This is a genomic window from Sphingomonas silueang (assembly GCF_040049155.1).
GTDB lineage: Bacteria > Pseudomonadota > Alphaproteobacteria > Sphingomonadales > Sphingomonadaceae > Sphingomonas > Sphingomonas silueang.
Genome location: NZ_JBDZDK010000026.1, coordinates 39,258 through 56,410, shown reverse-complemented (window position 1 = coordinate 56,410; position 17,153 = coordinate 39,258). Strand labels below are relative to the sequence as shown.

Sequence of the window (17,153 nt, the reverse complement as noted above, 5' to 3'; positions counted from 1 at the left end):
GTCCCGTTCTCCTTTCGAAGTTTCAGCCCGAGGGCACCGGTAAGCTCGGTGGGCAGATGCCATTGCCAACAAGCATCACGTCATCAGACGCACTCCTTTCTCGCGCCACAACGGCGCACACCATCCGCCCTCTTCAGGCCCTCCGTACTCGCGGTCGATCTCGTAGAAGGCGAGGATGGTGCGCATGGGGCGTGCTTTCGGTTCGATGCGCACGGTTCATTCCGTCCGCTCTCCCCTGCCCTCCCCCCTCCGCTCCCGGTCGGCAGGGGAGGCCCTTCACCGACGGCGTCGGGTAGCCTCGGCGGTCAGCGTGCCGATCAGGTCGCCGTGATCGGCGAGGACGTGCTCATGGGGATCGGCGAGGACCATCGCGGCACGGTCGAGCAGCGTGGCGAGATCGTGGTCCTTCATCGGCAGGCGATCGGGTGCGGGTCGGGGCGGTTCGTCCCCGGCCTTCTCCATGAGCAGGACCAGGATCGAGGGCTTTTCATCCTCATCGAGCGGGCGGCTGTCGATGATGTGCCGCCCGCCGCGCGTGATCGCAAAGGCGTTGAAGGTGGGTGATACCCCGTTATCGGCATTGGGGATCGTGGTGCCGCGATCGTGGAACTGGATGTCGCAGAACCGCGCCGGGCCGTCGTAGCTCTTGCCCATGAAACAGAAGGTGACGCGGCGTCCCTCGCTGGTCCTGGCCGTGATCGTGAACGCGCCATCGGGCACGTCCACGCAGCGGTGCGGCACGTCATTGTAACCGGCGAAGCCGAGCGAGACGGCATCGGCGCGGGTCATGACGGGCAGGTCGGTGATGTCGGGCATGGGGTATCGCTCCTCGTAACGGGCATCGTGGGGCTGGTGGTGGGGGCGGGCCGCAACCGCGGCCGCCAGGCTCAGACGGCGCGCGCCGCGGCCATGATCGGGGTCGCCGCGGCGAAGGTACGTAGCGCCGTCGCCATGGCAGGCCGCAGCCTCGCCTTGCTCGACACGATGATCTCAGGCGTCAGCGGCGTGCCGTCGGCAGCGGCATAGCCGGTGGCAAGGCCGGATCGCGTCTCGACACGGACCATGTGGCCGCGCCCGGGGGCGGGTCCGACATGGCGCGCGGTGAACTCGCCGAGGCTGCCGTAGAAGGCGGCGATGACCTTCCCCCAGCGGATATGGCCCTGCGCCATCGTCACGCCGTCCGCGAGGCCGCGATCGAGCCAGGTGCGCAGGTGGGTGCGTTGCTGGAGCCGCGAGTTGCGGGTGCGCTCCATCGTGCGGGCGAGCGGCAGGACGGGCGCGATGGCGTCGAGCAGGTCGAGGTCGTGGCCCTGCAGCGTGACCAGTATGTCGTCGAACTCGGCATAAGCGAGGAGGTGCCCGAGCTGGCGGGCGGCCTCGCCGGGATCGGCAAGGTGTCGGGCGGGCACATCGGACCGATCCGGGTCATCTGCCGAGACGAACCCGGCGGGAGTCAACACGATAACCGTCGCGGCCCTGGCACCGGGGCGGGCGCGAAGCAGGCCGAGGAAGTCCCATGCCGGATCACCGCCGATGTCGCCGGCCGACAGGATCGCGAGCCGGCGCGACCAGCGCGCCGGACGCGGCGCGTCGCCGGGCTTCGGCCAGCTCCCCGGCAGCGGCCTGCCGGCAAGCGTGACCGATGGTGCGGGCGGCAGGTTGTCGCGGCGCATGTCGGCAGCCAGCGTGCGGCGGGCGGCATCGAACAGGTCGGTGCGGTCGCCCCCGCCCGCGGTGAAGCCTAGATCATAGGCGCCACGCTTTTCTTCCAGCGAGGCGCGACACGGGATGCCGTCCGGGTAACGGTGCGGCCACCCGACATGCGCGGCATACCAGCCATCGGCGTAGCGGTTGGCGAGGTCCCAGCTGTAGCCATGATCGTCGCGGCCGCGCAGGACCGCGATGTCGCGGTCGCTGCCCTTACCGTCACGGACCTGTCGATCGGTGAAGGCGAAGTTGGTCGCTTCCTGTCGCGCCGCGCCTTCGGCGGCGATGGCATCGTTGATCGGGCGCATCGCGGCGATGCGCTCGCGGCCTCGCGCCTGACGCTCGGCGAGCGGCGCGTCGGGCGCGAGGTCGGGGAAGTCATGCCATGCGCGCGCGATGGCGGCGGCATGCGCGGGGTCACGACCATGCGCGATCCAGTGATCGGCGCAGGCCGGATCGAAGGGCGATGCCATCGTCGGTCAGCCGTGGCGCGGCGCGGGCAGCGCCAGCCACGCCGCATCCTCGAACGGCAGCGGGTTCACCCCGGCGGCCTCGTCGCCGCGAAAGACCGTGGCGCTCGATAGCGCGCCCAATCCGTCGGTGTTGTTCCAGTAGGCGATGTCGTCTTCGGGGCTGCGCACCGCGAGAACATAGCCGTCATGGCCTTCCCCGGGGTCTTCAGCGCGCAGCAGCGCGCGGGTGAGGATCCCGGTGGTCGAGTGCCAGTCGATGCCGTCGGCGGTGATGACGACCGCGCCGCCTCCGAACTCTCCGGCGCGCAGCCGGTCGCAGTCGCTCGACCAGGTGAAGCCGCAGGGGAGCGCGGAAGGACACGCGATGCGGATCAGCTTCGCGACGGGCTCGACGCCGAACTGGTCGCCGTGGAAGAACGCCATGACCTTGCCGTTCTCGTCCGGCGCGTCGAGACCGATCCGGCAATCGAGATAGGGGAAGCTCCAGTCGTCGAACAGGTCGAGGAAGCTCTCGAACCGGCTCGCCCCCCCTGGGCGGGAACAGGGCGTGGAAGGCGGTGCCGAGGCTGTCATAGCCGAGCGCCAGGTCCTCGTCGGCGCCGTTGGTGTCGAGAATGTCGACCGCGCGTTCGGCGAGCCGCAGCATCGCGGCCTCTTCGGCGGTGACCAGCAGGTGGAAGGCAGCCTTGGTGTAGCTGTTGGCCATGGGAATTGCTCCGTTCCGGATGAATCGGGGGTAAAGCCGCCTGGGGCAGGGTCAGGCGAGCGCGGCGATGCGCGCGCGGGCGGTCGCGGCCTCGACCGGGAAGGCGGCGACAAGATTCGTGTGCAGGACCGCGAAGCCGGGAATCGGAAAGGTGCCGTCGGCCGCGGGCCGGGTAGTCATCAGCGCGGCGATGACGGTTTCGGCGGGATCGGCGTGCTCGACGACGGGCGCTGCGCCGTCATAGCGGACCGGCGCGCGGAAGCCCGCCTCGATCCAGGTGGCGAGACCTTCCTCGACCGCTTCGGCATAGTCGGCGACCGTCGCATCGTCCTCGGACATGACCCGCAAGCCGAGCGTGCGGTAGCATCCGAAGTCGTGCGGGTTGGGAATGACCTTGAAGCGGCATCCTTCGGGGGGCGGACCGTGGCGGGCGATCAGGGCGCAGCGCCAGGCCTCGATCTCGAGGATGTTCAGCGTGTCGAAGTCGGGCGAGCGGCCGAGCTGGGCGCAATCCTCTTCGGCGGGGCCTGCGCCGAGGTCGATGGTGTAGGGCATTTGGGTTCTCCGTCGATCCTGACTGGATCGACACGCCCTCTCCCGCTCCCCTTCCGATTCCGCGGGCGCTCAGTGTCCCATCAGCCGCTTCGCGGCGATCTGCGCCTCGCCGTCCGACTGTCCCAGTGTCTTCAGCCGGTCGGTCTCGAGGTGGATGGCGAGGTCGTGCGGAAGGTCGGCCCATCGCGACGCGATCGTCACCGCCTCGCGTGCGCTGCGAAGCTCACCGATCGCGGTGCCGTGCCATGCGACGGTCTCCTCCTCGCCGGCGAGATGGGGATGCGGGCGGAGCACATGGACGAAGAAGGTCTGCAAGGGCCTGTCCCATCCGATGGCGACGGTGGACGCGCCGTCGAGGCCGGGAAACTGGTGGCAGCTCATGGGGCATTCTCCCGGTCAGGCGGCAAGCGTGTTCCATTCAGCGTGCCACGGGCGCGGCCTCGGCTCAAAGCGCAGGACGCCGACCACCTGCGTATGGCCGTCGCCGGCGCGCTCTTCGAGCCAGTCGCGGTGGAGGATCGCATCGGCGAGGTCGCCGGCAAGCAATTCGTCGAGCATCGCGGACTGGCGCGCGGTGTCGTCGGACAACGCGTGCCAGTCGAGCGCGTCGAGGAAGTCCTCGCGCCTGGCGATGTAGCGCGTCAGCCGGGCGACCTCGGCCCGCGCGGCGATGATGGCGGGATCGATGTGCATGTCCGCTCTCCCGTCAGGCGCTGAGCAGTACCGGCAGCGCGGGCAGCGTGGCCAGATCCAGATCGCGGCGGATGCGGGCGGCGAGCCGGTCGGGGGCGATCACCTCGCGCATCGGGGCATAATGGTTGCGCGGTCCGGCGGGATCGCGGGTCGTGCCCGCGCGGCGGTAGAGCAGTTCGCGTCCCTCGCGCAGCCGCCCGATCGTCAGTTCGAGATGGATCGCACGGGTGTGCAGCACGATCTCGCCCGCCATCGATACCTCGCCGGGTAGCGAGTGGAGGTCATAATCCTTGGCGGACAGATCCAGCGCGGCGGCGAGCCGGCGCAGCGCCTTGCGCCCGTCGATGTGGAAACGCTCCTTGGCGACCGCGTCATAGGCGACGCCGCGCACGGCGAGCGCGACCAGCGGCGGAAAACGACGGAGCGTCGCAATGCGGTCGGTGCAAGTGCCGCGCAGCACCGTGTCGTCAGGGCGGGTAGCGCAGATACTGGCCAGGTGACGGGCGAGCAGCACGATCGCGGGATCGCTGTTCGCGTCGAGCCCGGCGTGCCGGCAATCCTCGATCGCCTTCTCGATCGCGTGGATCGTGGTCGGGATGGTGGTCAGCGCGCTGGGGTCGAGCGCCTGCTGATGGCGGAATGCGACGTCGAACATGGGGGCGTCTCCGGGTCAGAGCGCAACCTTCGCGCTCGCCCTCCCTCGCCCGCTCCTCTCCCAGTGCCCCGGCTGTTCGGCGTCAGCCGAAGGCGCGCATGAGGCTCATCATGCCGCCAAGGGCCGCGATCAGCACGACCTGGCTGCCGATCAGCCAACGGATCGTGTCGTTCTTGGCGGACGCGATCTCGGTTCGGACTTTCGCGATCTCGGTATTCACCGTCGCGATTTCGGCTTTCAAATAGTCCTTGGTGACCAGGTCCTCGCGCGAGGTCACCATGGTATCGCCGAGAATGGTCGCGATCGCGTCGGCGAGCGGCTTGGCCGCACCGGCGGTTTCGAGTTCGCGGGAAGCGCGGATGCTGTTGAACATGGTCGCCATCGTCGTCGATCTTTCTATCATATGGGTGAACGGCCGGGAACGCGCAAAGTGGCACCGGCTCAGGCCGCGGCAGGGATCCATTGCTCCACGTCGTCGCCCTCGCGCAGGCACGACTGGCAGGAGGTGGAATCGTAGGTGGAAGCGAGCGACCACGCTTGCGCCTCGCGGTCCCAGACCGCCGCGGCATCCTTTACGAGGTCGTCGCTGCCGCAGATATCGCAGACCGGCGTCACATGCGCCGTGCCGTGCGGACGCAGCGCCTCGGCACCGCACACCGACCAGTCGCCGTAGAGCGTGCCGCCATGCGGCAGGCAGTCGCCGTCGAGCGGGATGGCGTGCTCGCCGTAGCCGTCGTGGAAATGGATTTCCGTATTCGGGAAAAACCTTTCCATGACCTCGCGCGGGCCGCGCAGTTTCACGTCGCCGCCATAGGTGGTGTGGACGTAGGAGAGCGGCCCGATCGCCGGACACTCGCGGCCCCAGGCATCCATGTCCTGGTCGAACCGGTCGCGGCCGTGAAAGAGGTAGAGGTAGACGCTCATCGTGTCGGTCCTCTGGATGGAAGGGACGTGGAAGGCTTGGCCGCACCCGCGTCAGGGGCAGCGCTCAGGCGAGTGCCGCGACCTGTTTGGTGATCGGGGCCATGCTCTCGACGCGCACGGCACCGAGGCTCTCGAAGGTCTCGACCTCGGCACGGGTCGCGTAGCGGTCCTTGTCGACCAGGCCGTACATCTGATCCGCGGTATAGTCGGCGAACCCCATCGCATCGACGCCGGCGACCTTGCGGAACACCAGGCCGACCTTGCCCGCCGGCACCCAGTCGGCCCAATCGCCATAGGCGGAGGTCGAGACATAGTCCCCGATCGCCGCCTCGTAGGCGGCGCGGCGTCGCAGGACATGGCTGTCGCGCGCGGGCACCGCCTTGCCGGTGAAGGTGCCGTAGGCTTCGGGCAGCCAGTTGCGCGCGATGTCGTGCGCGAGGGGAAGTTCGAGGTCGAGCAGCGGATCGCGCGACGCGCGCCACTCGCGCTCGAAGGCGATCATGACGCGGGTCCAGTCGACGTCTTCCTCGTAAGCGCCGTCGTCGCGGCGCAGGACGCCCGGCACCGCGGCCTGGCGCTCGTCGGACAGCAGGAAGCCGCCATGGCTGGCGGTGGTGACATGCCAGATGCCGGGGAGGCGCTGCGTGGCGGTCTGGAGCGGTCCCCACGGGCTATGTTCGGGGCGCGGGGAAGAGGCGAAGGTCCTGGTCATGGGGTGCTCCTTTGGATACGGACACATCCGGCCCCCTCCCCCTCCGCTCCTATGTCCCCGGTGGTCGCGAGGATCGCGGTGGTCGTGGGGAACCCTTGGTTTCGCACGACAGCCGCTCGCCGCGACGCCAGCGCGCGGGGTCGATAAAATAGCCGGCATGCGCGCCGGCCCGCGTCGCGACCGCGCGATCGTAAGCGGCGACATAGCGGGAGGCGCGGTCGGGGTCGTTTCTGAGATAGCCGGTCACCGGCACCGCGAGCCCCGCCGCGATCATGGTCTCGCCGAGATCGCGGCCCCCGATCGTGACCGTGCCGACCGGGCGACCGTAGCTGGTCGTTCCGGTCAGCCGGATCACGGCATCGCCGGACTTGAGCGCGCGGGCGGCAATGTCCTGTGCCGCCTTGCCGCATTGCCAGCAACCCGCATTGCCACGACACAGCTGGCGACTCTCGAAGGCGTCGGCGCCCGACAGGCGGATGTCGATCGACACGGTGTCGCCGTCGAGTGCGCGGCCGCGCGCGGTGATGGCGCGGGTCTCCCCCGGACCGGTGTCGGCCGGCGTAGCGGCCGAGCAGGCACCGGCCAGAACCAGCGCGGCAAGGGCGGTCAGGCGCATCGGTCGAGCTTTGGCAGGCACGGGCTTGCGGCCTCGGCGACGTCGACCACGCGCCAGGGTTGCAGCGGCTCGGGCGTGGCGACGACGGCAACGTGCTCGCCGGCCGCGGTCAGGCGCGCCGCGACGCGGACCGCGTTGGAACGGCTGCACAGGCGGCGACGAAAGGGGGACAGGGGCTCGGGCATGACGATCCTCGTGACGATCCGGTTGGTGTGGCATGATGCGGCGCTCACGCGAACAGCGTCTTGTGGACACGGGTCTGCGGCAGCACCTCCCATGCGAGCGTCCGGACGCCCCGGATATGGTAGAGGCCGAAGCCGTCGACGGGCCGGAAGGCGATCCCGCGCCTGTGCTTCACCACGGTGAAGTCGGTGCCCTCGTGCCCGTTGGTGAAGTGGAGCGGCACCGCGAGGCGGATGCGCATGCCCTCGCTCAGCTTGCGTGCACGCAGGCGCAGGTTGGCGAGGCAGCGCCGGCGCCACTGGAGCGCGGATTCGCTGTCGCTGGAGGTCAGCAGGCGCAGGATCCGCTCGGGACAATCGTCCTCGCACGGCCCCATCGATTCCTCCATATCCTTGTACCCGAAATGTTCTCCGTCCTTGCTGCGCGCGTTCCAGCGCACGAGACAAACGATGGCGAACACCTCGCCGCCCGTGCCGTCACGCGTGACCTGCGCGGCGGCATAATAAGTGGTGAGGCCGACGATCGCGCTGTCGAGGATGCGCAGGCCGCTGGTGCCGCCTTCGGGCAGGTCGCGTTCGTACGTGAACTGGGCGTCGAGATAGGCTTTGGGCGTCTCGTGTCCGCCCATGGCGTAGCGGCTCATGAACAACCATCCCATGACGGCTCTCCTAAAATGAACGGGGTGAATGGGCGCAGTGTCAGGCCGCGAGCGCGACGGGCGGCGATGTTCCGCCCGCGGCGGGTGCCGAGAAGCCGCGCAAATAAGCGAACGCCTGCTCGGCCTTCGCCGCGGCGGTGAAGATCGCCGAGCTGTCGGCGCGCATGATGCCGATCCAGTGCGACACGTAGCTGGCATGGCTGTCGTGCAGCGAGGTCGGCAGCCCGAGATCGGCGCAGATCATCGAGGCGCAAAGCTCGGCGGTAAGCTCCTCCATCGCATAGGCGCGGTCGCCGAAGCGCTTGCCGAAGGTGCGCGCGAGCCGTGCCGGGGACCCGGACCAGTGCGCCGTCTCATGACCTCTCGTGGATGCGTAGGCATCGCCCGAGACGAAGCTGCCGGGCCGAGGCAACTGGATCCGGTCGGTGCCGGGGCAGTAATATGCCTCGTCGCCGCCATGGCGTACCCTGGCGGGGATCGCGGCGAAGAAGGCGTCGATCGCATCCTGCCGCTGCGACAGCAGTGCCGGCGTCGGGGGTATGTCGCGCGGGTAGTAATATGCCGGCAGGCCGTCGATTTCGTCTGCGTTGTAGACCAGGTACGAACGCAGGAAGCGAATGAAGCGGGCGCTGCTCTCACCGGTGAGCGTGGGCTGCCCGGGCTTGCGGAACGCCGAGGCGTAGATCGACATCGAAGGGATGGCTGTCGGGCGGACGCGCCCGCCGAGTTCGTTAGCCTGTCGCGCGGTCATCCAGTAGCGGCTGCGATAGCCGCGCATGTCGGCGATCGACCACAGCCACAGCGTGTTGATGCCGGCATAAGGCGTGCCCTCGTGGCGCAGCGGTCGCCCGCCCTCGCCGGTCAGCGACCAGCCTCTGGCCCATGGCAGTGTGCCGGCCTCGAGACGCGCAAGGATGGTGGCGGTGACCTCGCCCGCGATGTCGCGGACGGTCGGCATACGGGACGTCGAACGGGACATGGGGACGATCCTCCCATGAATGTGGCGGGACGGTGGTTCCGGCTCGGGGCGAAATGACACCCCAAGGCGCGGACTGGACGGCAACGCCGGCGCCGGGCTGCCCCGGTCGCCGGCGTTCCGCCTTCATCCGCTACTCGGCCGCGACGAGATCGAGATCGTCGTCGTCAGCGTCCTCGTCATCGATCAGGTCACCGATATCGATGTCGTCTCCGGCGTCGTCGTCCATGTCGGGCTCGTCCGAGACGATCAGGTCGGTGAGGCCGTCTTCGTCGCCGTCGTCGCCGGCATCGTCGGCCTGGTCGAGGAAGCGCATCGCGCCCGGCACCCAGGCGAGCGCGGCGGCCTTCACCTCGGCTTCCACGATCGCCTCGCCGGCGAACAGCTTCTCGCAGCTCGCCGCGATCTCGCCCTTCTTCTGGCTGGCATGGCGTCCCGACAGCGCCGGACCACCGACCTCGTCGAGCAGCGACAGCAGCGCGCCCTTGGGCACCCGGTCGAAGAAGTTCTCCGCCGTCGGCCGCCACCATGTCGCCACATCGATGTCGAGAATGGTCGCGAGCCGGTTCTGGAGCGCGTTCTGCCGGCTCGTATAGCCGTCCTTGGCCTCGAACGACGCCGCCACGATCCAGGCGAGCCACGCGGTCTTCGCCTCGTCGCCAAGCGCGCGGAACGCCTCGAACCGTGCGATCGTCGCCGCCCCGCTGCTCGATGCGTCCCGGCCTTCGCACCACGACGCATCGAGCCCGTCATAGGCCTCGGCGAGGTAATCGCGCGCGCGGGTGGCCGGCACGTTCTTCGCCAGCATCGGATCCTGCGGATTGCCCGCACGGATCGTGGTGCCGCTGTGCGAGCCCATGTTCACCCGCCCGTCGATCATCGCGAACAGCATATAGTCGAGCGCCAGCGCCGGGTTGGCGAGGATCGAGGCGGCGAGCACGTCGCGACGCTGCACCGCGAGCTGGTCATACAGCACCTGGCTGAGCGCCTTGCCGCCCGGAGCCGCGGCTTCGGCCGCTACCGGCGCGGACGCACCGCCCCGGGCAGGGCTGGCCGGACCTTCCTCGATGTGGAAGGTCGCGGCCGGACGCCGCTCGCCGTCGTCGCCGTCACTCCCGGCGTCGTCACCCTCGTCCGTGTCTGCCTCGACCGCGGTGACCCGGATCGGGGTTTCGCTGTAGTAGGTGGTGTCGAGCGCGGTGGTGCCGTCGCGGTTCAGCAGCAGGAACGTGCCGACCTTCTGTTTCAATTCGTCGGGCAGGATCTGGGGACGCTCATGGAGCGCTTGGCGCTCGTCCGACAGCGTCTCATGCTCTTCCTCGAGCGCGGCATAGGTGGCCTCGTCCTCGTCACCCTCGATGCCCTGCATCCCGTCCTCGATCTCTTCGAGACGGTCGGCGATGACATCGAGCCGCTCGGCTTCCGCGAGCGTCAGCGGCAGCGTCGGCAGATGGACGCGGTGCAGGTCGCGCGCGGCTTCCCAGGTGCTGGTGCCGGCGACCGGGCGGACCCAGGCCAGCCCCTGTTCCTCACCGAGCCGCTGCGCCTCGGCTTCGAGCTTCGCGGCCGCCAGCGTCTGCGCAATGCCGGGATCGATCCAGCGGTCACCGTCGTCGCTGAACAGGTCGCTCTCGACCTTGCCGCCCGCCGCGACATAGGCGTCCTCGCCGATGTACCGCGCGATGGGCTCGCTCGACTTCATCGTCTCGTTGGCGATGATCCGCCGGATCGAGTCCGCGCTCTGGTAAGCCTGATTCCCATACGCCTGCCACACCATCAGCTGGCGTTCCTGGCTCGAGGTCGAGGCATAGGCCTTGGCGAGATCGAGACTGATCCGTCGTTCGGCCAGCGCGGTGAAGATCGGCTCGGCGAGATCGGCCAGGCGCAGCCGGCCTTCCACGAAGCGCCGGGTGATGCCGAAGCGCTTCGCCACGCCGTCAATGTCGCCGCCGGTGCCGAGGAAATGCTGGAACGCGCGGCATTCGTCGGCCGGGTTCATGGCGAGCTTCTGGAAGTTCTCGGCGAGCGAGGTCTCCGACAGCGCCGCATCGGTTCCCGAGAGCACCAGCACCGGCACGTCGTACACAGCCGCATCCACCTCGCCGCGCTGCGCCAGCAGTTCGAGCGCGCGGAAGCGCCGGCTGCCCGCGATCACGGCGAAGGTGCCGCGCGGCTTCTTCGCCGGCGTCACGATCAGGTTCTGGATCAGCCCGCGCGCCGCGATATCCGCCGCCAGCTGCTCGATGAAATCCTCGCCCGCCTGGCGGACGTTGATCGGCGACAGCACCAGCTTCGCCAGCTTCACGCTCTGAATGGTCATGAGAGAGGGTCCTTATCTGTGGCCCGCCCAATCGACGGACACCAGCCCCCTTCCCTCTCCCCTTCAGGACAATGGATGGTCCCATGGGTTCACGATCGTCACGCCGGTGCCGGCGAAATCCTTGCCGTTGCGGGTGGCGACGATCAGATCATGCTCGAGCGCCGTCGCCGCGATCCAGGCATCGCGCTCGGGACGCGGGTCGGGGACGTGGAGCGGTCCGCATCGGCGGGCGATGGACAGGTCGAGCGGCAGGAGGGCGTCGGAGAACACCGGCTCGACATGCTCGCGCAGCCAGCGGCGCAGCAGTGCGGCCTGGGGAGCGTCATGTCGTTCGAGCTTCGCGATGCCGAGCTCGATCTCCATGATTGTCATCACCGACAGATAGAGGTCCTCCTTCGCCACGCTGCGCACCCATGCGGCGACCGCACGGTCGATGCGGCCGCTCTCATACTTGCGCATCTCCGACAGGACATTGGTATCGAGGAGGTACATCAGTCGAACACCGCCGCGCGCGGGAACGAAGCGGGCCGGGAAAGATCGAGGTCGATGTCACCGATGCCGGGCAGGGCAAGTGCGCTCAGGATATCGTTCGGTTGCCCGGTAAGCCGACGATATTCGGAATAGTTCATGACCGCCAGCGTCGGTTCACCGCGTTCGGTGATGATGACAGGCCCGTCGATCGCAGCCCGCTTGATCCGGCCCGGCTCGCGGTTGAAGTCGCGGCTCGAGAATGTGGTCGCCATGTCGGCCTCCTTATGTCGTTACGTATCTACATAGGCTGCCGCTGTCCGGTTGCGAAGTCCTGCCGTCCATCTCACGCCGCCTTGAGGATCTTCGCCAGCACGGCTTCGGCGTCGTTGGCGGGGACGAAGACGCGGGTCTTGTAGGAGATGATCTCGGTGAAGCAGCCGAGCGACTTCAGCCACGGCAGCTGCGCGGAAGGCGCATCGACGATCTCGACGCGGGGTTTGCCGTTCACCAGCGAGCGCCGGAGCGTCATCGCGAACGGCCGCGTCACCTCGACGCTGCGCCCCGACAGGACCGAGCGTGCGATGGCATCGACCGGCAGTTCTTCGGGGCTCGCCAGCCCGAGCTTCCCGTAAAGCTGGACGATATGCTGCTCATAGACAAGCCGGCCGAGCCAGCTGTTGCCCTGCTCATCGACGATGCGGTTGACCGCCATGTGGTCGGAAGGAAGCGCCGACCAGATCGGCAGCAGCAGACCCGTAGCGAGCCGGACCGTCTCGATCTCGGGCGTGACCAGCGCCTCGGCGACCTCGGCTTCCCACAGCGTCGTGAAGGTGTCGCGGTCGATCTCCTCCCAGGCGGTCTCGCCTAAGTCCGCCTCGTGGAGATACTCGCGCCGGCAGGGCCGTTGCAGTTCGAGCCGCGCGATCGGCAGCCCGTCATCGTCCATCCAGGCACGCGCCTTGCTCATCAGCGCGACGCGGGCGGACTTGGCATTGCGCACGAAGCGCGCGCTATCGTCCCAGCGGGCGAAATCGAGGACGCGGTCCAGCGTGATCGGCGTCTTGCGGCGCTCGGTCTCGATGGTAAGCAGATGCGAGGTCGCGCCGCTGACCGGATCGGTGCGCAGCACGATATCCTCGATCAGGGTCGCGCGCTCGCACTGGATCGTCTCGACGCCGACGTCGAGCCTGCCGGCCTCGCGCGCGGCCGCGACGCGCGTTTCCACCAGCGTCAGAAACTCGTCGAAGATCACGTTCTGCAACGCGATCGGCAGCGCCAGCAGGCGGTTGAGCCAACGCTGGATCGGCGGCAGTTCGTCCTTCAGCACCCCGTCCTGGTCGTGGAGTTCGAGGCCCGTACGCGCCGTGAAGTCGTCGCACGAGATGCTCGTGAGCTTCCCCCGGTTCAGGAGGTGGAACCAGGTGACGAGCGCGTCCTTCGCATAGTCGCTTTCGAGATTGTCGGCCGGGTCGAACAGGTTCTGCCCGCCGGTCTGGCGCTGGCCGCGCGTCAGCGCGCCAAGGCTGTCGAGCCGGCGCGCGATGGTCGAGGTGAAGCGCAGCTCGCCCTTGCAGTCGGTGGTGACCGGGCGGAACAGCGGCGAGGACGCCTGATGGGTGCGGTGCGTGCGCCCGAGCCCCTGGATCGCGCGATCGGCGCGCCAGCCTGGCTCCAGCAGGAAATGGACGCGCTGCTCCCGGTTCACCGCATCGAGGCTCGCATGGTACGACCGCCCGGTGCCGCCCGCATCGGAGAATATGAGGATGCGCTTGGCACCGTTCATGAAGGCGGCGCTGTCGGCCTGGCCTGAGCGCGCGGTCCGCGCCTCGACCTTCTGGCGACCGTCGCTGGTGGTCACGAGGCGGCGGGTACGCCCGGTCACCTCGGCGACGGCATCGGTGCCGAAGTGGCGGATCACCGCGTCGAGCCCGGATTCGATCGGGGGCAGCGAGCACAGCCGCTCAATCAGCGCGTCGCGCGCGGCCTCGGCCTCCGGGTTATGGACCGGGTTGCCGTGCTCGTCGCGCATCGGCCGCGCGCGGACGTTGCCGCTGTCGTCGGTATAATTCTCCTGCTGCTGGGTCGGGAAGGCGCGGCTGAGATAATCCACGACATATTCGACCGGGCTGAGCGAGATATCGAGGTCGGCGCGCTCCTCGGGCGAAAGCGCGGACAGCCGGCGCTCGAGGATCGCCTCGGCGGTGGTCACCAGTTGCAGCACGACCGACTGGCCGGCTTTGAGATGCTCCTCGACCGCCGCGATGACCGTCGGCAGCTTCATCGCGAGCAGTACCTGGCCGAAGAAGCGCTGCTTGGTGGATTCGATACGGCTGCGCGCCGATGCCTTCGCCCCGCTGTTCAGCGTCGCGCCGTCGAGGTCATCGACCACGCCGGTCAGCGCGAGCGCGGCTTCCATGTTCCGGTGAATGACCTGCCAGCCTTCGCAATATTGGTCGTAGACCTCGATCTGGGCCGGGCTGAGCGTGTGGCGCAGCACGTCATATTCGACGCCGGCGAAGCTCAATGCCCGCGCGATGTAGAGGCCGAGCGCCTTCAGGTCGCGCGCGACCAGTTCCATCGCGGCGATGCCGCCCTGGCGGATCTGGCTGATGAACTGGGTGCGATCGGCGAAGCTGGTCTCGGGTCCCCACAGGCCGAGCCGCACCGCATAGGCGAGGTTGTTCACGTCCGAGGCACCGGTGGCCGAGGCGTAGAGGACGCGGGCGAGCGGCAGATGGTTCTGGAGGAGGACGCCGCAGATGCCCTGCTGCGAGCCTTCGGTCTTGCCGAGCGCGCCTTCGCCGCCCGCGACCCCGCCCATCTCGTGCGCCTCGTCGAACGCGATCACGCCGTCGAAGTCGGGACCGGCCCAGTCGAGGATCTGCTGGAGCCGGGTGCTGTCGGCGCGGGCGGAGCGCAGCGTCGGATAGCTGACGAACAGCACGCCCTCGGCCATGGCGATGGGCTGGTCGATCTTCCAGTTGGACAGGGGCTGGACGTCGCCCGACAGCCCGCCGAGCGCGGTCCAGTCGCGCCGCGCATCGTCGAGCAGCGGCTCGTTCTTGCTGACCCAGATATGGCGGCGCCGGCCTGCCAGCCAATGGTCGAGCACGCAGGCGGCGACCTGGCGGCCCTTGCCCGCCCCCGTGCCGTCGCCGAGGAAGAAGCCCTGCCGGTACTGGCGCCCCCCGTCGGGGTCGAGCACGAGGCCGACGCCCTGCTTGTCGGGGCGGAAGGTGCCGGGCAGCATCCGGGTCCAGGCATGGCCGGCATAGACGACGGTTTCGAGCTGCGAGGCGGACAGCAGCCGTTCGCTCACCGTGCGCTCGGGCAGATGCGGGATATAGGCGGGCACCGGCATCGGGATCGAGCCCATCGCGACCGATTCCACCAGCGCGGTCGGATGCTCGCCCGCCGCGTCGAAGGCGATCCGGCTCGGACGGTATGGCAGATAGACCCCGGCCTGGTCGCCGAGCGGCGCCGGGGCGTCGAGCGGGGTATAGCCGACCGGAGCCACGTCGTTGCGCGCCGGCGCATGGACCGGTCGCGGCGGGGCCGATCGGGTGACGCGCGCCGTACCGAACATCGAGATGCCCGGCACCGCCGCACGCGGGACGGCGCGCGCCGGGTCGGCAAGAGCCAGACGTTCGGGGATGGCGAGCGCCGGCACCAGTTCGGCGACCGAGGCGCGCTGGATCGTGGCCGGCGGCAAGTCGCCCGGAGCCTTGTCGATGACGTAGAGCCGCACCGCGATGTCGGTGCCGTGCTTCCGGTAGCAATGCTCGAGCCGGAGCGAGGTGCGGACCGTGACGCCCGACAGCACGGTGTCGAACGCCTTCCTCATCCGCGCCGAGGGCGCGAACCAGTCGGGCATGACGGCGACGACGCGGCCGCCCTTGAGGACCCGGCGAAGCGCTGCCTGGAGGTGCCGCACCGCCGCCAGGTCGTCGACGCCGCGTCCGACGCTGCGCGAGAAGGGCGGGTTCATGACGATGACCGAGGGCTGGGGCAGGTCGGCATGGCGGCTGACCAGCGCCGCCCCGTCATGCCCGGTGATGGTGGCGGCGGGGAAGATGTCGGCGAGCCGGGCGCGGCGTCGCGGATCGATCTCGTTGAGTTGCAGCGCCGCATGCGGCGGAAGCTGGGCTGCCAGCATGCCGTTGCCGGCGCTGGGTTCGAGCACGATGTCCTCCGCCCCGATCGCCGCCAGCAGGACCACAAGTCCGGCGATGTCGGCGGGCGTCGAGAATTGCTGGAGGTCGATCTGCTCCTCGCTGCGCACCGTCTGGGTCGGCAGGCGTTCCATCAGCGCGGAGGCGCGGGCGACGTCGGCGAGAGCGGTCATCGACCAGGCCGTGGACGCGAGATGCAGCGCAAGCCCATGTTCCAGGACCTCGAAGCTGTCGCGCTGGGTCCAGTGGCCGTCGGCGTCGCTCCCGCCGTAAGCGGCGGTCATCGCGGCGTTGAGATCGCGGCGCGTGACTGGCGCATCGCCGGCGACGAGCGGCAGCAACGCATGCGCGGCGATCGACGCCGGTTCCGGGGCGGACCGGGTAACGAGGTCGAGGAGGTCGGTCATCGGGGATACTCCGTCAGGGTCGCTGCCCTCCCGGCAGCTCACCCCTCTCCCGCTCTCTCCTTCTCCCGGGCTTCCAGAACCTCGGCCCAATCCTTGAAGCCGGGTGGCGGATACGCGACGCGCACGATCCTGGTCGCCGACACGTAGCGACGGATCGCCTTGCGGACCGCGAGCCGTCCGGGCGCGTCATTGTCGCCCGCCAGGGTCAGGTCGGTCACGCTGTCGGGCACGTTGACCAGGTCGAGCCTGCGGCTCCCGAGCGATGTCCAGCAGGGCATGTCGTCGTGGAGGATCGACCAGGCGCGCGCGCTCTCGAAACCCTCGGCAAGCGCGATGCGGGCGCCATGCCCACCGCCATGCCATGCGCCCGCGCCGAGCTGCCCGAGCGTGACCTTGTGGGTGTAGGCCGCGCTCGCCGGATCGAGTGCGATGCGCTGCACCCCGACCAGTGTCGCTTCCTCACGGACCGCGACCAGCAGTGCGGGCCGGAAGACGGTCAGCGGCTTGCGGCCGAACGGACAGCGGGGGTGGAAGCGCAGGTCGCCCGCGATCGGGAGGAGGAAGCGTCCGGCGAGATAGCGTTCGGCAAGCGTGCCCGCGACCGGGCGGGCCTCGTTCCACAGCCGCGTGACGTTGCCGGTCCGCATCGCTGGTGCCGATGCGGGTTCGGGTGCGCGGTAGCGGCCGGTGAGGACCACGCGGTCCAGCTCGCGCAGCACATCGGGCGCGCTGCATCCGGCGAAGCAGGTGACGAGGATGCCCGTGTCGCCCTGTCGCAGCGACAGGCTGGGCGTGGTGTCGGCATGCGCCGGGCAGCGGCACATGGCGATGTTGCCATGCCATGTGCCGCCGAGCGCGCCGACCAGATCGACCAGACGCTGCTCTGGTCGATGGGCGGTGATCGGCATCAGCTTGCCTCCTTCCC

Annotated in this window: 20 protein-coding genes; all 20 read right to left on the bottom strand. The window is 69.1% G+C overall.

What is annotated here, in order from left to right; translation table 11 throughout:
• Window positions 1-75: 75 nt before the first annotated feature.
• Window positions 76-213 carry a hypothetical protein gene (locus ABLE43_RS18400; protein ID WP_348979729.1) on the bottom strand — a complete coding sequence of 46 codons (138 nt, stop codon included), beginning with the start codon at window positions 211-213 and terminating at the stop codon, window positions 76-78.
• Window positions 214-276: 63 nt separating this feature from the next.
• The gene (locus ABLE43_RS18395) at window positions 277-816 is read right to left on the bottom strand and encodes a hypothetical protein (RefSeq protein WP_315462996.1); all 540 of its coding nucleotides are present in this window, start codon (window positions 814-816) and stop codon (window positions 277-279) included.
• Between the two features lie 71 nt (window positions 817-887).
• Window positions 888-2,180: a hypothetical protein gene (locus ABLE43_RS18390; RefSeq protein ID WP_093067660.1), complete on the bottom strand. Its 1,293-nt coding sequence runs from the start codon at window positions 2,178-2,180 to the stop codon at window positions 888-890.
• 6 nt (window positions 2,181-2,186) lie between these two features.
• The gene (locus ABLE43_RS18385; RefSeq protein ID WP_348979728.1) at window positions 2,187-2,753 is read right to left on the bottom strand and encodes a hypothetical protein; all 567 of its coding nucleotides are present in this window, start codon (window positions 2,751-2,753) and stop codon (window positions 2,187-2,189) included.
• A 184-nt stretch (window positions 2,754-2,937) separates the two neighbouring features.
• Entirely contained in the window at window positions 2,938-3,441 is a 504-nt protein-coding gene (locus tag ABLE43_RS18380) for a hypothetical protein (protein WP_315462995.1), read from the bottom strand.
• A 69-nt stretch (window positions 3,442-3,510) separates the two neighbouring features.
• Window positions 3,511-3,822: a hypothetical protein gene (locus tag ABLE43_RS18375; protein WP_093067669.1), complete on the bottom strand. Its 312-nt coding sequence runs from the start codon at window positions 3,820-3,822 to the stop codon at window positions 3,511-3,513.
• Window positions 3,823-3,837: 15 nt separating this feature from the next.
• Window positions 3,838-4,134: a hypothetical protein gene (locus ABLE43_RS18370; RefSeq protein ID WP_093067672.1), complete on the bottom strand. Its 297-nt coding sequence runs from the start codon at window positions 4,132-4,134 to the stop codon at window positions 3,838-3,840.
• A gap of 13 nt (window positions 4,135-4,147) precedes the next feature.
• On the bottom strand, window positions 4,148-4,789 hold the full coding sequence (locus ABLE43_RS18365; RefSeq protein WP_315462994.1) for a hypothetical protein: 642 nt from the start codon (window positions 4,787-4,789) through the stop codon (window positions 4,148-4,150).
• Between the two features lie 82 nt (window positions 4,790-4,871).
• Window positions 4,872-5,171, bottom strand: coding sequence for a CCDC90 family protein (locus ABLE43_RS18360; protein ID WP_093067678.1), 300 nt, complete (start codon window positions 5,169-5,171; stop codon window positions 4,872-4,874).
• 59 nt (window positions 5,172-5,230) lie between these two features.
• Complete coding sequence (locus ABLE43_RS18355; protein ID WP_315462993.1) at window positions 5,231-5,713, bottom strand: hypothetical protein; 483 nt, start codon at window positions 5,711-5,713, stop codon at window positions 5,231-5,233.
• Window positions 5,714-5,777: 64 nt separating this feature from the next.
• A complete protein-coding gene (locus ABLE43_RS18350; protein ID WP_093067684.1) occupies window positions 5,778-6,425 on the bottom strand; it encodes a DUF7007 domain-containing protein in 648 nt (215 codons plus the stop codon).
• A 49-nt stretch (window positions 6,426-6,474) separates the two neighbouring features.
• Entirely contained in the window at window positions 6,475-7,041 is a 567-nt protein-coding gene (locus ABLE43_RS18345) for a thermonuclease family protein (RefSeq protein ID WP_093067687.1), read from the bottom strand.
• Window positions 7,032-7,226, bottom strand: a complete 195-nt coding sequence (locus ABLE43_RS18340) for a hypothetical protein (RefSeq protein WP_093067689.1) — start codon at window positions 7,224-7,226, stop codon at window positions 7,032-7,034. Before ABLE43_RS18340 ends, ABLE43_RS18345 begins: the two co-directional genes overlap by 10 nt.
• A 44-nt stretch (window positions 7,227-7,270) precedes the next feature.
• Window positions 7,271-7,882, bottom strand: coding sequence for a DUF6927 domain-containing protein (locus ABLE43_RS18335; protein ID WP_093067692.1), 612 nt, complete (start codon window positions 7,880-7,882; stop codon window positions 7,271-7,273).
• A 40-nt stretch (window positions 7,883-7,922) separates the two neighbouring features.
• Window positions 7,923-8,861, bottom strand: coding sequence for an ArdC family protein (locus tag ABLE43_RS18330; protein ID WP_315462992.1), 939 nt, complete (start codon window positions 8,859-8,861; stop codon window positions 7,923-7,925).
• Between the two features lie 130 nt (window positions 8,862-8,991).
• A complete protein-coding gene (locus ABLE43_RS18325; RefSeq protein WP_315462991.1) occupies window positions 8,992-11,178 on the bottom strand; it encodes a ParB/RepB/Spo0J family partition protein in 2,187 nt (728 codons plus the stop codon).
• Window positions 11,179-11,241: 63 nt separating this feature from the next.
• Window positions 11,242-11,670: a type II toxin-antitoxin system VapC family toxin gene (locus ABLE43_RS18320; RefSeq protein WP_315462990.1), complete on the bottom strand. Its 429-nt coding sequence runs from the start codon at window positions 11,668-11,670 to the stop codon at window positions 11,242-11,244.
• The gene (locus ABLE43_RS18315; RefSeq protein WP_093067704.1) at window positions 11,670-11,921 is read right to left on the bottom strand and encodes a type II toxin-antitoxin system Phd/YefM family antitoxin; all 252 of its coding nucleotides are present in this window, start codon (window positions 11,919-11,921) and stop codon (window positions 11,670-11,672) included. Before ABLE43_RS18315 ends, ABLE43_RS18320 begins: the two co-directional genes overlap by 1 nt.
• Before the next feature lie 71 nt (window positions 11,922-11,992).
• On the bottom strand, window positions 11,993-16,228 hold the full coding sequence (locus tag ABLE43_RS18310) for a strawberry notch-like NTP hydrolase domain-containing protein (RefSeq protein WP_315462989.1): 4,236 nt from the start codon (window positions 16,226-16,228) through the stop codon (window positions 11,993-11,995).
• Between the two features lie 38 nt (window positions 16,229-16,266).
• Window positions 16,267-17,136, bottom strand: a complete 870-nt coding sequence (locus ABLE43_RS18305; RefSeq protein WP_315462988.1) for a DUF7146 domain-containing protein — start codon at window positions 17,134-17,136, stop codon at window positions 16,267-16,269.
• Window positions 17,137-17,153: the final 17 nt, after the last annotated feature.